13 protein-coding genes are annotated in these 14,702 nt (G+C 58.5%); 6 read left to right on the top strand and 7 right to left on the bottom strand.

Annotation, left to right across the window (positions count from 1 at the left end; all coding sequences use genetic code 11):
• Window positions 1–69: 69 nt before the first annotated feature.
• The gene (gene glf / locus U1140_RS08330; protein WP_369847150.1) at window positions 70–1,260 is read right to left on the bottom strand and encodes a UDP-galactopyranose mutase; all 1,191 of its coding nucleotides are present in this window, start codon (window positions 1,258–1,260) and stop codon (window positions 70–72) included.
• Between the two features lie 294 nt (window positions 1,261–1,554).
• Between glf and U1140_RS08325 the strand changes: the two genes are divergently transcribed.
• Window positions 1,555–3,639 carry an N-acetylmuramoyl-L-alanine amidase gene (locus tag U1140_RS08325; RefSeq protein ID WP_369847149.1) on the top strand — a complete coding sequence of 695 codons (2,085 nt, stop codon included), beginning with the start codon at window positions 1,555–1,557 and terminating at the stop codon, window positions 3,637–3,639.
• On the opposite strand, the gene glpK is transcribed toward U1140_RS08325, so the two are convergent.
• Genes glpK through serS form a run of 4 tightly spaced genes read right to left on the bottom strand, consistent with a single transcriptional unit; the run spans window position 3,636 to window position 8,127 of the window.
• The gene (gene glpK, locus U1140_RS08320) at window positions 3,636–5,144 is read right to left on the bottom strand and encodes a glycerol kinase GlpK (protein WP_369847148.1); all 1,509 of its coding nucleotides are present in this window, start codon (window positions 5,142–5,144) and stop codon (window positions 3,636–3,638) included. The two genes, U1140_RS08325 and glpK, sit on opposite strands and share 4 nt — an antisense overlap.
• A gap of 6 nt (window positions 5,145–5,150) precedes the next feature.
• Window positions 5,151–6,005: an HAD family hydrolase gene (locus U1140_RS08315; protein ID WP_369847147.1), complete on the bottom strand. Its 855-nt coding sequence runs from the start codon at window positions 6,003–6,005 to the stop codon at window positions 5,151–5,153.
• Complete coding sequence (locus tag U1140_RS08310) at window positions 6,002–6,880, bottom strand: lysophospholipid acyltransferase family protein (RefSeq protein WP_369847146.1); 879 nt, start codon at window positions 6,878–6,880, stop codon at window positions 6,002–6,004. The genes U1140_RS08315 and U1140_RS08310 overlap by 4 nt, the downstream gene beginning before the upstream one ends.
• Window positions 6,877–8,127: a serine--tRNA ligase gene (gene serS / locus U1140_RS08305; protein WP_369847145.1), complete on the bottom strand. Its 1,251-nt coding sequence runs from the start codon at window positions 8,125–8,127 to the stop codon at window positions 6,877–6,879. The genes U1140_RS08310 and serS overlap by 4 nt, the downstream gene beginning before the upstream one ends.
• Window positions 8,128–8,171: 44 nt before the next feature.
• Between serS and U1140_RS08300 the strand changes: the two genes are divergently transcribed.
• Window positions 8,172–9,191 (top strand): septum formation family protein, encoded by a 1,020-nt coding sequence (locus U1140_RS08300; RefSeq protein WP_369847144.1) that lies wholly within the window; start codon window positions 8,172–8,174, stop codon window positions 9,189–9,191.
• A gap of 80 nt (window positions 9,192–9,271) precedes the next feature.
• Window positions 9,272–9,619: a metallopeptidase family protein gene (locus tag U1140_RS08295; protein ID WP_369847142.1), complete on the top strand. Its 348-nt coding sequence runs from the start codon at window positions 9,272–9,274 to the stop codon at window positions 9,617–9,619.
• 27 nt (window positions 9,620–9,646) lie between these two features.
• Here U1140_RS08295 and U1140_RS08290 read toward each other — a convergent pair whose 3' ends face one another.
• Entirely contained in the window at window positions 9,647–10,327 is a 681-nt protein-coding gene (locus tag U1140_RS08290; RefSeq protein ID WP_369847141.1) for a histidine phosphatase family protein, read from the bottom strand.
• A gap of 2 nt (window positions 10,328–10,329) precedes the next feature.
• Window positions 10,330–11,205, bottom strand: a complete 876-nt coding sequence (gene pheA / locus U1140_RS08285) for a prephenate dehydratase (RefSeq protein ID WP_369847139.1) — start codon at window positions 11,203–11,205, stop codon at window positions 10,330–10,332.
• Window positions 11,206–11,320: 115 nt separating this feature from the next.
• On the opposite strand from pheA, the gene U1140_RS08280 reads away from it, so the two are divergent.
• The 3 genes from U1140_RS08280 (at window position 11,321) to U1140_RS08270 (ending at window position 14,701) form a co-directional block, all read left to right on the top strand.
• Window positions 11,321–11,566, top strand: coding sequence for a ribbon-helix-helix domain-containing protein (locus tag U1140_RS08280; protein WP_018121569.1), 246 nt, complete (start codon window positions 11,321–11,323; stop codon window positions 11,564–11,566).
• 127 nt (window positions 11,567–11,693) lie between these two features.
• Entirely contained in the window at window positions 11,694–12,809 is a 1,116-nt protein-coding gene (locus tag U1140_RS08275) for an amidase (protein WP_369847137.1), read from the top strand.
• Between the two features lie 632 nt (window positions 12,810–13,441).
• The gene (locus U1140_RS08270) at window positions 13,442–14,701 is read left to right on the top strand and encodes an LCP family protein (RefSeq protein ID WP_459076890.1); all 1,260 of its coding nucleotides are present in this window, start codon (window positions 13,442–13,444) and stop codon (window positions 14,699–14,701) included.
• Window position 14,702 lies beyond the last annotated feature (1 nt).

The raw sequence follows: 14,702 nt of genomic DNA, 5'->3' as shown, positions 1-14,702 counted from the left end.
GTTGTAGTTGTTTACTGTCGCGCTGGCAGCTGCGCCAGCACTACTTACTTGCGGCTTCTCCCTCGCCGCTTAGTGGCCGCGTTCTTGTTCCAGCGCTTTGCCGTCGCGGAAGAATGGCACCAGCTTATTATCGAACATTGACAGTGCAGCGCCGATAGCCATGTGCATGTCTAGGTACTGGTAGGTGCCCAACCGGCCACCGAACAGCACATTGTTTTCGGCGACTTCCTGGGCGGCGCGCTTGCGGTAAGCAGTCAGCTTATCGCGGTCTTCTGGGGTGTTGATGGGGTAATACGGCTCATCATCGTCACCGGCAAAACGGGAATATTCCTTAAAGATGACGGTCTTGTCGCGTTGGTAATTGCGTTCTGGGTGGAAGTGACGGAATTCCAAGATGCGAGTGTAATCGACGTCTTCGTCGTTGTAGTTCATCACCGCGGTGCCTTGGAAGTCTTCGACATCGTGGACTTCTTTTTCGAAATCGACGGTGCGCCACCCCAAACGGCCTTCACAATAATCAAAGTAGCGATCGAGCGGGCCGGTGTAGACCACGGGAGCATCTGGGGATTGCCCACGGATCTCGTCGCGGACAGCGAACCAGTCGGTTTCCAGTTGCACGTCGATATTGTCCGAGGCCGCCATGTTTTCCAGCCATGCGGTGTAACCGTTGACGGGAAGTCCCTCATAGGTGTCGTTGAAATAACGGTTGTTAAAGGTATAACGCACCGGAAGACGCGTGATATTGCCAGCTGGCAGGTTCTTCGGGTCCGTTTGCCATTGCTTGGCGGTATAGCCTTTCACGAAGGCTTCGTACAGCGGACGACCGATCAGTGAAATCGCCTTCTCTTCCAGGTTGGCTGCCTGGTCCGATTCGAATTCTGCAGCTTGCTCGGCGATGAGCTTTTTGGCTTCTTCCGGGCTGTAATAGCGGCCGAAGAACTGGTTGATCAACCCCAGCCCCATCGGGAACTGGTAAGCGGTGCCGTCGTGCATGGCGAAGACGCGGTGCTGGTAATCGGTGAAGTCGGTGAACTTATTGACGTAGTCCCACACACGCTTATTCGAGGTATGGAACAGGTGGGCGCCATATTTATGCACCTCAATGCCGGTTTCTTCGTCAGTTTCGGTGTAGCAGTTTCCGCCAAGGTGTGGGCGCTTTTCGACGATGAGCACTTTTTTGCCCAGCTCATTGGCTGCGCGTTCGGCGATGGTGAGGCCGAAAAATCCGGATCCGACAACGATGAGGTCATATGCAGTCATGCATTACAGACTAGTGGAGGCCCACCCTTACTAGTGGGAGCAACAGATGTGCCACGGGGCGCTACGAAAGATTCTTTGCGCTGCCAATTATTCCCACACAGCGCGTGTCGCAACATTTATCACACTGTTCGCATATGTAACTTTAAGAACGTATCTTCACCTCCAACACACGATTCACACGCGTGCACAATCGCACAGCTCGCGGGAATCGTGTGCATGACAGGTGTGTTGCTGATTGATTCGCGCAGCCGTCGTTGTCGGCGCGCAGAGTCATGCAAAGAAACAGGAGTATTCATGCACTTACGTCGCCGTATTAGCACCTCCGGGTCGCTGCGGAGCTGGGCCAACGCCAGCCCGGTCGTCGCTGTCACTGCGACGGCGGCCCTCGTGGTCACCGCAGCTTTCGGGGGCCACCAGGTGTTGCAAACCCAGAACGCCGGTTCCAACCCCGCTGAAGCCAGCATCAACACCGCCAGCTTCAGCAGCGGTACCGCCACCGTCGTGGATGATCCCGCCATTGCCACCCAGGGCGATGAGGATTCCCCGGAACGCGCGGTGCAGGAATTCACCCAGGACAACGAATTCGATTCCTTCGCTCTGACCTGGAGTGGTGAGCGTGATATCAATGCCCACTTCCGCTCCAAGCGCGCCGACGGCAGCTGGACCGAATGGTTTGAAGCCGATGCTCTGCCCAACCCTGCAGAAGCTACCCAGCAGGGAACCGAGTTGATCTACGTCGAACCCACCCACACGGTGCAGGTTTCGGTCGCTGGGCTCGATTTGTATACCGGAGCGCAGACCTCGCCAGATTCCCCAGCTAGCCTGCCAAAAACTGGGCTGGAGACCTCCGAAGGCTTTATCCAACCGGTAGCCGATGACATCGATCTGACGGACAGCACCGGCGAGGCCACTGGCGAGGCCGCCGGCACCGGCGCCAACGAGCAGGGTGCCGCCGCTGCAACCAGCACGGATGACCTCAATGCGGTTTTCGTCAACGGCAACGCGTCGGCAGGTGCTGCGCAAGCAGAAAACTCCATCGAGCAAACCGCAAACCTATCCGTCGGCATGCCGAGCATCGTCACCCGCCAAGGCTGGGGCGCGAACGAGTCTTACCGCGGCAACTGCGGTTCGACAGGCATGGACTACAACGCGTTAACCCTGCACCACACCGCCGGATCGAACAACTACGATGCCGCAAGTGCTGCGGCGCAGGTGCGCGGCGCTTATCAGTACCACACCCAGACTCTGGGCTGGTGCGATATTGGCTATCACGCACTCGTCGACAAGTTCGGCACCATCTACGAAGGCCGTCGCGGCGGCTTGAACGATGGCGTGATGGGTGCACACGCTGGCGGCTATAACCAGGGAACTTTCGGCATTTCCATGGTCGGTAACTACGAGATTGCTCCGATCAATGAGGCCATCATTCAGTCTGTCGGTCAGGTCGCCGGTTGGCGTGCTGCACAATCCGGTTTCGATCCATCGGGCACGATCCAGATGACTTCCGGTGGCAGCAGCTATGCGAAATACCCTGCTGGTGATACCCGTACCTTCCAACGCTTCCACGGACACCGTGACGTCGGAGCAACCACCTGCCCAGGCAAGCACGCTGTGGCGCGTTGGTCTGATATCCGCAATGCGACGAACAAGAAATATCAGCAAGTCGCAGGCATGATCGCCGGGAACTCGACCGGGCAGTCACAGCAATCGCAACAAACGCAATCGAATACCAACTCTGGCACAAACACCCAGGGCACCAACCCGGGCACGAACAACCAGAATTCCACGCAGGGCAACAACAACGCCAACAATTCCCAAGGCAACACGCAGAACTCACAGGCCAACTCCAATGCTCCGGGCCCATTGCAGACTGCCGTCAAAGCCATTGGAATCATCGCCCCATTGGTGATGGCGATTCTGCAGCAAGGCAACAGTGCCGCAGAAAAAGCACCAAACGAGTCTACAGAGCAAACCATTAAGCGCCTGGGCACCTCGTCTGGCATCGAGCTTGGCGACGTCCCAGCGATGATCACTCAGGTGGTGAAGCTGACCGGCAACAGCGAAATCGAGCAAAACTGGGCCCGAATCAACAAGCTCATCGGCCCGGTCCTCGGCTCGCCGGCCACCGGGATTGTGCAGGCCTCGGATGATGTGAAATTCGCGTTGTTCGACAACGGCGTGATCGTGGATTCGGAGGCTACCGGTGTGCAGGCTCTGTGGGGAGAGATCGCCAAAGCCTGGGCTGATGGCGGATACGAGCAGCTGGGACTACCAACCAGCGAGCAGTACCAACACGGCCAGAAGATTCGCGTGAACTTCCAAGGCGGCAACATCACCTTCGACCCATCTACCGGGACGGTTGAAGTTTACGCCGACTAATCCTCGGCGGAATTGTCCTCGCCAGAGTCATCCCAGCCCAGCGTGCGTTCTACTGCATCATTCCATTTGCGGTAGAGCTGCTCTCGCTGGGCTTGCGGCATTTCTGGTTCCCACACGCAATCAACATCGTCGTCATCATCGGAAAAATCCCACCATCCGATACCAATTCCGGCGGCCAGCGCTGCCCCCCAGACGGTGGTTTCGATCATCGTTGGCCGCGCGACCGACGAACCCAAGATATCGGCTTGCATCTGCATCAGCAGATCATTGGCCACCATGCCGCCATCTACGCGCAAACGTGCTAGCTCTTGCCCAGCGTCTTTTTGCATCGCTTCTACGACTTCGCGGGTTTGGAAACACGTCGCTTCCAGCGCCGCACGCGTAATATGACTGCGATCGGCATAACGAGTGAGCCCCACAATCACCCCGGCAGCATCCGGGCGCCAGCGCGGTGCGAAAAGACCCGAAAACGCGGGCACGATATACACCCCACCGTTATCCTCGGCAGCGATTGATTCGCTCGAGGCAGCATCCGGGATAATGCCCAGCTGGTCGCGCAACCACTGGATCAGCGAGCCGCCCACGGCCACCGAGCCTTCCAACGCATAGACCGGTTTTTCGCCTTGCTGCTGGTAGGCCACCGTCGTCAACAAACCGTGCTCGGAAAACTTCGGTTCGGTGCCCGTATTCAGCAATAAAAACAGTCCGGTGCCGTAGGTATTTTTCGCATCGCCCGGGTGAAAGCAGCGCTGTCCAAACAATGCGGCTTGTTGATCGCCCAGCACACCGGTGATTTTCACCCCTGTGAGTGGGCCGCGGTGGCGCACCGTGCCAAGCTCACCAATCGAGGGCACGATCGTCGGCAAGATCTGTTTCGGGACCCGCAAGGCCGCGCACAATTCCTCATCCCACTCCAAAGTGTGCACGTCCAGCAGCAACGTCCGCGAAGCATTCGTGACATCCGTGATATGCAGGGTGTGCCCATCACCCTGGTTTTCCTCCGCGCCGCCAGTAAAGTTCCACAGCAACCAAGAATCGATGGTGCCGGCCAGAAGCTCACCGCGCTCGGCACGCTCGCGGGCGCCGTCGACATGATCCAGAATCCAAGCAATTTTCGGGCCTGCAGGATAGGAATTGGCAAGCAGTCCAGTCTTTGCCTGCCACACGGTCGCATCAGCAAACTCTCCGCCGGTGCGGGTATCTTGCCACACGATCGCGTTATAAATCGGTGTGCCGGTCTTTTTCTCCCAGACGACGGCGGTTTCGCGCTGGTTGGTAACCCCCAGGGCTTGTACATCACGTGCAGTAATATCCAATTCCACCATCGCGGCAGAAATAACCCGGCGCGCGTTGGTCCAAATCTCGTTGGGGTCGTGCTCCACCCAACCTTTGCGCGGCATAATCTGGCGGTGTTCTAGCTGCGACTGTGAGACCACGTTTCCGGACCGGTCGAAAATTAGGCACCTCGTGGAAGTCGTGCCCTGGTCAAGTGCAGCGATAAACATGGTTTCCTACAGCCACCGTTCTATGATTTCGGCAATCCCAGCATCGTCATGTGACCCAGTCACCATATCAGCCGCTGCATGGACCGCGGGATGCGCGTTTGCTACTGCTACCCCGTGCCCTGCCCATCGCAGCATCTCGATGTCATTCGGCATATCGCCAAACGCCACCACCTCGTGCGCGGCGACGCCTAATCGATCCGCGAGAAATTGCAGACCAGTGGCCTTATTCACCCCCGGCGCGGCAACTTCTAGCAAACCAGCGTCGATGGAGTAGGTCAGGTGCGCCCGGGAGCTATCGATGTATTCTACCAGCAGCTCGTACATCTCGCTGGCATACATCGTCGGATTGCGCAGCAGAAATTTCACGGCTGGTTTGCACCAAACCTGCTCGGTGGAGGTAGTAATAAACTCAGAATCTGCCCAGGTGTGTGCGTAATTATCGGCGGCAATAAACAATTCCGCAGGATTTTGCCGGACCGAATGCCCCGCATATTCGGCAGCGACGCTGATCCCACCGTAGGGCGCGAAGACTTCTTGCGCGGTGTGATAGACGGCTTCCATTAGTTCAGGGGCGATTTCTTCCGCGTGCAGTACCTCGTCGTTCGCACAGTCATAAATCACCGCGCCATTCGAGGTCACGCACACCGGACGCACCGCGATTTGCTCGAGTACCGGCTGTAGCCAGCGAAATGGCCGTCCGGTGGCCAAGGCAAAATGAATTCCCTGGGCGGTAGCTTGCATTACCGCCTCACGCACGCGCGGTGGCACGCGGTCTGCCGAGTTCAGAAACGTACCGTCTATGTCACTCACGATCAGCCGCGGGGCCGGGCCGACGGCGTCGGTTCCGCAAGGCTGGCTCACTTGCGGTCTTTCTTTCCCGCTTTCGCTGCTTTCGCAGCTTTCTTCCGGTCACGCTCGGCCCGTGCAGCGGCATCAATCTCGGCGGCTTGTTCCAGGGTTGGTGCGGCCCCGCCCAGCGACGCGGGCATCCACGGCAACCCAGGCGCAAAAGGCCCGTGGCGCTCAGCGTATTTCTCGCGGGTGGTTTCCAGCAGCTTTTCCATCGCTTCTTTGAGTACTGCGGTATCTTTTTCTGCAGAACCGCTCAGCTCAATGGGCGTGCCGACGGCAACCCGAATCGGCACATTGGGGCGCAGTAAATTTTTCGGCAAGCCTTTGGTCCAGACGCGTTGCGAACCCCAAATAATCACTGGCAGCAACGGCGCATCTGCTTCATCTGCGATGCGCACAGCGCCGGTTTTCAAATTTTTGATTTCAAATGCGCGTGAGATCGTAGCCTCTGGGAAAATCCCCACCAGTTTTCCCTCACGTAATTTCTGCACCGCTGCATCCTTGGATGCAGCACCTTTTCCTGCAGAACGGTCCACGCTGATGTGGCCCATTATCCGCAGCGCAGCGCCAACCACCGGAGTATCGAAAATCGCCTTTTTCGCCATCATGCGCACGGTGCGACGACCCCGCAGGTACGCCGGGTAACCGCCCAAAATGAAGTCGTAATAACCCGTATGGTTGATCGCCAACATCGCGCCGCCGTCGGCAGGAATGTTTTCGGCACCATCGACGGTGACCTCGATGCCTTGTGCAAACACCAGCCACCGCGCCAGCGGCACCACCGGGGTGCCGTACGGAAATTCCCGAGCTTCTTTCGGGTGCTTTTTCAGCTTCGGCAGGTTTTCCGGCACACGGAGCCGGGCGCGGCTGCGATATTCGGTCACGCCAAAATCTCCTTGCCGACGAATGGGCGCAGTGCCTCGGGCACAACCACGCTGCCGTCGGCCTGCTGGTGGTTTTCCAAGATCGCGACCAGCCAGCGGGTGGTTGCGAGCGTGCCGTTCAAGGTCGCAGCAATCTGAGTTTTGCCCTGCTCATCGCGGTAGCGCGTCGCCAAGCGTCGAGCCTGGAAGGTAGTGCAGTTCGACGTGGAGGTCAATTCACGGAAGGTTTGCTGGGATGGCACCCACGCTTCGTTGTCGAATTTTCGTGCTGCGGAGGTGCCTAGATCGCCGCCCGCAACGTCGATGGTGCGGTATGGCACCTCGATGGCTGCCAGCATGTCCTTTTCCAGATTCAGCAGCGCTTGGTGTTCGGCGGCGGCATCTTCCGGCTTGCAGTAACTGAACATCTCCACCTTGTCGAACTGGTGCACGCGCAAAATTCCGCGGGTATCTTTGCCGTGCGAACCAGCTTCACGACGGAAGCACGACGACCAACCGGCATAGCGCACGGGGCCGTCGGCAAGATCGATGATCTCGTCTTTGTGGTAGCCCGCCAGCGCGACTTCCGAAGTACCAACCAAATACATGTCGTCACGCTCGAGGTAGTAGATCTCATCGGCATGCTCGCCCAAAAAGCCCGTGCCCGACATGATCTCCGGGCGCACCAGAACTGGTGGCACCATCAGCTGGAAGCCGGCCTCGCGGGCTTTCTGCGCAGCGAGCATCATCATGCCAAGCTGCAGGAATGCGCCGTCGCCGGTGAGATAGTAAAAACGTGCACCGCCGACCTTGGAGCCACGCGCCATATCAATCAACCCCAGCTTTTCGCCGAGTTCCAGGTGATCTTTCGGTTCGAAATCAAAGCTTGGGATCTTACCGACGCGCTCGATTTCAATGAAATTTTCCTCGCCGCCGGCAGGCGCACCTTCAACGATATTCGGCAGACGATATTGGATGGACGTGACTTCGGCCTCGGCCGCTTTCTGCTCTTCTTCGGCCTTCTTGACCTTAAGTTTCAGCTCGGAAGAACCTTCCAGCAATGCTGGGCGTTCTTCTGCAGAAGCCTGCCCAATCTTCTTGCCGAAGGATTTTTGTTCCGCACGCAGTTCGTCGGCCGCGGCGATTGCACGGCGGCGTTTTTCGTCGGCGGCCAGCAGCTCGTCGACAAGCTGCGGATCCTCGCCGCGGGTGCGCTGCGACTGGCGAACAAGGTCAGGGTTTTCGCGCAAAAACTTCAGATCAATCACGCCTCCAGAGTTTAGCGTGAAACGACAAGGTAAACTAGCTGCCGATGAGTACTCAAGCATCTTGGCGATCAGCAGCAGCAGTGCGCACCGCACTGGTTACTGCGCTTGCCAGCGCAACGGCGCTAACGGGTTACGGCCTGTTCGCGGATAGCACCGCAGCCACCGACGAGGCCACGGATACCAACGTGAACGCTAACCCGGCGACCGAGTCCGCACCGAAGCCGCGTCCACAAGTGGCTTCTTTTACCACTGCCGATGTTGGTTCCTGTTTGACCTGGGACGTTGATGGAGACGGTGCCATCAGCAATTTTGAACAGGCCGATTGCGCCCAGGAACACCGCTTTGAAGTCTCTGCGCGCGAAGATCTTTCCGCCTACCCCACCGCGGAATTCGGCCCCGACGCCGAAATTCCCGGAACCGCACGCCAGGCGCAATTACGGGAAGAACTCTGCCGCACGCCGACGGTGCGCTACCTGGACGGGCGCTTTGATCCCAACGGGAAATACTCCATTGCGCCCATCCTCCCACCAGCTCCAGCCTGGGAGAATGGCGATCGCACCATGTTGTGTGGCCTACAATCCACCGACTCCCGCGGCGCCCCACAGCTGACCCAAGGCAAGGTCTCGGAGCGCGATCAAGCTCGTGTGTACAGTGCGCAATCCTGCCTGCGCATCGAGGATTCCCAAACGCTGACTGAGGTAGCGTGCGCCGAGCCGCACCAGATGGAAGTCACCTCCACGGTGAACTTGCGGGAAAATTTCCCAGATGGCTACCCAGCAGAAAATGCGCAGGATGAGTTTCTCGCCGATGTCTGCACCCGCGCTGCGGAGGACTATTTGGGCGGCGAAGAAAACTTGTACCAATCGACGTTGCAGCCTTATTGGGGTGCCATCAGCGAAGATTCCTGGCGCAACGGTTCTTATTCTGTGAATTGCACTCTGGTGCACGCCCGCGATGGCGGCGGCTTTTCGACGATCGAAGGCACCGCGCGGGAAGGTCGCGGAGCGTTGACCATCGATGGTGCTCCGCCGGAAGAACGTCCAGAGCGCAACCCGCGACGGTAACTGGGCATTCGCAGATTGTGACTCGTCGTTAATACTTAGTGATGCTAATAGTTAGTGGTGTTGATAGTTAGTGGTTCGCCATGGTTGAAATCAGTGATGAAGAATTCGAGGAACTAGTGCTGGATGCACTGGATAAAATCCCCGATGATTTTGCGTATCGCCTGCGCAATGTTGCCATCCTGATCGAAGATTACAATCCCGAAAACCCACATATCCTGGGCTTATACGAAGGTGTTTCGTTGATCGAACGCACCCACCACCACACCGGGTTTTTGCCGGATGCGATTTTTGTCTACCGCGAAGCACTCAAACAATACTGCACCGACCGCAGCCAGCTTGCCGACGAAGTTGAGGTCACGGTTTTCCATGAGGTCGGGCATTATTTCGGCATGGACGAAGAACAACTGCACGCTGCTGGTTTTGGTTAAAAGCAGTTGTTTCAGCGCTGCCAGCGACTAATTCACCCGACCTGAGCCATGATCGCCCGAGCCAAAATCACCGAGGTCATAATCGCCCCAGCGCTCGAGCGTCCACTGCCCAAATTCTTTGCCTGCCGGATCCAGCACGATATAGCGGCAGTTCGGTAGGTACCATTCGAATGCTTGCCGCGGGTCCAAGCCAGTCAGGTAGCGCGCAATCACGCGGATCACGGTGCCGTGACTGGAGATAACCGTGGTGTTCTCGCTGGCGGCAGCTTGCTCCATGGCTGGCAGGTAACGCGCCAAAATTTCTGGGTAGGTCTCACCACCCGGGGTTGCTGCCTTCTCATCGCCTTCGAGCCACGCCAACATGCAGCGGTGATATTCCGCAATCTTTCCCATGTCTTGACTCATCTCGTAATCGCCGGCAAAAACTTCGTATAACCCTGGGGTGACCTGCACCGGAATGGTATACGGCTCGAGGCCGCGGTGCTGTTCCAACGCTCGGGCAGCGATCTCGGAGGTCTGCTGGGTACGAATCGCCATGGATGACCACCAGTTCGGTAGATCCGCAAGTTCCCGAGAAAGCTCCTCGCCGACTGCGTGGGCTTGTGTACGCCCCAACTCACTCAGTTCTGCACCCGGCGGGCGCGTATCCAGATAGCCATGAATATTGGAATATGTTTGTCCGTGCCGCAGCAAAATGATTTTTCCCATGCTTAAACCCCTGCTTTGGGCCAGGAGCCGAGGAATTGCACTTTCTCACACCGTTGCTCCAGAGCAGCGACTGCCGCGGCCACCGGTGCGTCGTCGATGTGCCCATGCATGTCGACGTGAAAGCGGTAGGTGCCTAGTCCGGTACGCGTCGGCCGGGATTCAATGCGCGATAGGTCCACCCCGTGGCCAGCGATTTCCTGCAGTACGCCGGCCAGTGCGCCGGGTTCGTTGTGCACGTGAAAAATGATTCCGGTGCGATCGTTGCCGGTGCGGGGTGCAGTGCTTCGCTGCGCCGCAGTAAGTGCAATAAAACGAGTCTGGGCGCCGGAAACATCAGCCACCCCTTGTGCCATGCGCGCCAGCTTATGCAAATCAGCGGCATTATCCGGGGCGGCAGCGGCATCAACACGGCCTTGCGCGATCATACGTGCGGCCTCCCCGTTGGATGAGGCCGGGATGAACTCGGCATTCGGCAGGTGGTTTTCTACCCAGGTGCGGATCTGCTGGTACGCCACCGGGTGCGTCGCAATGCTGGTAATCGCTTGCGGCTTTGCTGCAATTTCCTCGGTAGCAGTCAGGATGCTGAATTTAATATCCAGTGTGGCCTCAGCGAAAATCTGCAATCCGGGATTTTCCATCAACGCGTCGTGGGTGGAAGTCACTGCGCCTTCGACGGAGCTTTCTGCGGCTACGACGGCATAGTCGGCCTCGCCTGTGCTGACGCGTCGTAAAGCCTCACCCGGCGAAGCCACCGGAACAGCAGTAACACCAGCCTCTCCATCGTGTTCCACCCCAGCAAACGTCCCGGCGCGCTGTAGCTTGTGCAGTGCAGCCTCGGTGAAAGTTCCGGCGGGTCCCAGGTATGCCACGGTGCTCATGCTCGCTAGGTTACCCTGCTATTTCGGATCATTCTGAGAATTCACATTATTGTGCGATTGAAAAGCACGGAAGAAAATAGTGCCTTTGAGGATATTTTCGTTATACGATATAGGCATGCCTGTTAAAGCAACAGAACATCAAATTGATGCCTGGGTTTCCGAAGCCGAGGCCGGTTATGACGTGGAAGCACTAAAAAAACGTGGTCGCGGCCGACCAGGTCGAGGTGCTCAACCCTCCCAAGTAATCGCCGTTCGATTAACCGCCGAAGAACTAAAAATGTTAGACCAACTCGCTGCGGAAAAGCACTTATCACGCTCAGAACTCATGCGACAAGCGATTACTTCAATGACGGCTGCATGAAGGTTACAAAATCAGCTTCTAAACATGGCATCAGCATTGAAGATGGAATTCAAGCGATGAACTCCTTATTCATGCCATGAAGGCACGACCGAAATATGCCCAGCTCCTGGACCTGAAGGGGCTTTAATTGCAAAAATTGCCTCACCACCTCCCCCACCCCGAGCGGCTGGCGGGTTGGTCGATTCCGGCAAAGGATCTTTACGACGTCGCCGGGCTTCCCACCACCTTGGGCAATTCCGCGCGAAGCTATGTAGCACAACGCACCGAGCCTTTTCTAGCGCATCTGCAAGCCCAGGGCGCACGCATCGATTCAAAAACCGCATCCTCTGAGCTGGGTTTACGCATTGATTGCGAGCCGGTGGGCCTGCCCGCACCGACGAATCCCTTATGGCCGGGAGCTACCCCGGGTGGCTCTTCTGGTGGTGCCGCGGAACAGGTCGCGCTCGGTACTGTGCGCGCCGCGCACGCCTCGGACGGCGGTGGTTCGATCCGCGTTCCGGCTGCGGCCTGTGGGCTCGTCGGTTTCAAACCAACCACTCCGCGGCCACCAGGGATGCCGAACGGGACGTTGGCGGTGCAGGGGTTTATCACGACCATGGTGGCCGATTCCGCTTTCTTGCACGCGCGCAACCCCAACGTTTCTCGTTTCCGCGTCGGCCTGTTGACGAACCCGATTTTGGCGGACACCGAGGTTGCCGAGCCCATGTTGCAGGCCACAGAGCTAACGGCCGAAGCGCTTAATTCCGCGGGCCACCAGATCATCCCGATCACTGCGTTTCCCGGCGAGCGCACCCTGGACGCCTTTCGCACAATTTTTAGCTCCGCGCTCGCCACAGCGCTTGCCGACGACACACTAGGACCGGGCTCAGGCATCGCCGGCTACCCACACTGGGTGGTGCAGCGCGGGCGTCGGCAAGCGCCAACGGATGTGCAGGCAGCGAAAAACCATGCCGCGGCACTAAACGGTCTATTGCATTCTTTTTGGAACGTTGACGTGGTGTTATCGCCAACGCTGGCCCATGATCCGCCGCCGATGGGCCATTTTGCCGCGATGAAGCACGCCCGCTGTTTTTCCGAGCAAACCCGCTGGTCGCCATGGTGTTCGGTATTTAATATGACGGGACAGCCCGCTATTTCGATTCCGGTGGCTTTGCCTGGGCGTCCACCAGTTGGGATTCATTTGGGGTCAATCACGCTTGCCGACGACGAGCTATTGGGGCTCGCACTTGACGTGCATGCCTGAATTTTTGGCTAACGGGCAGCCTGCAAGCAAGGGTAGGTAAAGTATCTGCCATGAATGATCGCGGAGAACGGCCAACTGGACGGCACGGGGCATCCCACGGGCCTGCAGAAGGTGACGTCGTCCTGGGGCGCGACGGTAAACCGCTACTGGATCGCTACGGTCGGCCAGTGCGACGGCGCCCGCGCACGGCGCAAGGTGGAACGCGGGAAGGTAGTGGCCGTCATGCTGCTGGTGGCGGGCGGCATGCCAAGCCGGAACCTCCGCAGGAAGCTTCGCGTGCCCCTCGTGCTGCACGTCCGTTGCGCTCTGAGCGGCCGGAACGTCCTGAACGCTCCGAGCGTTCCGAGCGTCCTGCACACTCTGCGCGCTCTGAACACCCTGCACGCCCGCTGCGCACCAACCGGCAAGATTCGCGGGCGAACCGCCCGCCGATTGACAGGGAAAAGCTGCGCCGTGAACGCGCTATTTATGATGCGCAACGGGCTAATTCTGCTCGGCAGAGCACAAATCACGATGCTGGGCATGGTGCACGTTCGGCCTCCGGGCACAACCACCCGGGTGCTCGCCCGGTCAACCGTGAGCAACTGCACCAGTCACGCAACCAACAGCGGATCCCTGCGGAACCGACCCGCATGGACTTGGGCGGACCAGCAGCGGGCGGTGTTACTGGTGCCACGGCAGGATACGCGCAGGGCCGCGCTGCAGGGCAGGACCGTCACGGCGAAGTGCCGCATCGTTCCGCACAGCAATTTCCACAGCAGCCAGGACAACTGCAACGACCTCCGCAACAACGGCCGCCACAAAATTATGTGGGGCAACCTTATGCCCAACAGCCCGCTGGGCAGTACTATCCACACCCCGGTGGCGGGTATGGGCAACCGGGCCAGCAGTACCAGCAAGCCCACCCCGATGTACGCAATCCGCACCCCGGCGCTCACGGCGGCCGTGGTTTCGGAAAGTTCAACGCGGCCGGGTTGCGCGCAAAACTTCGTCGACCAAAATTCGGTTGCGTTGGGTGTCTGGGCTGGCCATTAGCCGTCATTCTGGTGCTGCTTGCCGTCGTTGCATTTTGGGCAGACGCGCAGCTGACACGCGTGGCGTCCCAGCCGGATACCCAGGTGGCATCAACCAAGGGCACGAACTGGTTGCTGGTCGGCTCCGACTCACGCGTGGGTTTGAGTGAAGAAGACATTGCCCGCCTGGGCACCGGCGGCGATATTGGCACAGGCCGCACCGACGCCATCATGCTGTTGCATCTGGAAGGCACCAGCGCACAGCTGATTTCCATCCCTCGCGATAGTTACGTCAACGTGCCCGGTTTTGGGCAAGACAAAATCAACGCCGCGTTTACCTACGGTGGCCCGCAGTTGTTGACGCAGACCGTGGAAGAAAACACCGGCGTCAGCATCGACCACTATGCAGAGGTGGGCATGGGAGGCCTGGCCAATATCGTCGACGCCATCGGCGGGGTGGAATTGTGCCCTTCGGAGCCGATTGATGATCCATTGGCGAATCTCAATGTTGGCGCAGGATGCCAAGAAATGGATGGCGCTAATGCGTTGGGTTATGTGCGTACCCGCGCGACCGCCATGGGCGATCTTGACCGCGTGGAACGGCAGCGCGAGTTCTTCTCCTCCCTTATGCACGAAGCCACCAGTCCATCGACGTTGCTGAACCCATTCGATGTGTTCCCCATGATCAGCTCGGTTTCGAAGTCATTTACCGTCGGCGAGAGCGATCACGTGTGGCACCTGGCCCGCCTGGCATTGTCAATGGGTACCGGGGTGGAAACCAAGACGGTACCGATCGGTGGTTTTGCCGATACCGACGTAGGAAACGTGGTGTTGTGGGATGAGGTGGAGGCCGAAAACCTCTGGAATTCGCTGCGCTAGC

The sequence above is a fragment of the Corynebacterium drakensteinense genome, from assembly GCF_041224285.1.
Classification (GTDB): Bacteria; Actinomycetota; Actinomycetes; order Mycobacteriales; family Mycobacteriaceae; genus Corynebacterium.
This window is presented reverse-complemented; position numbering and strand designations above follow the sequence as displayed.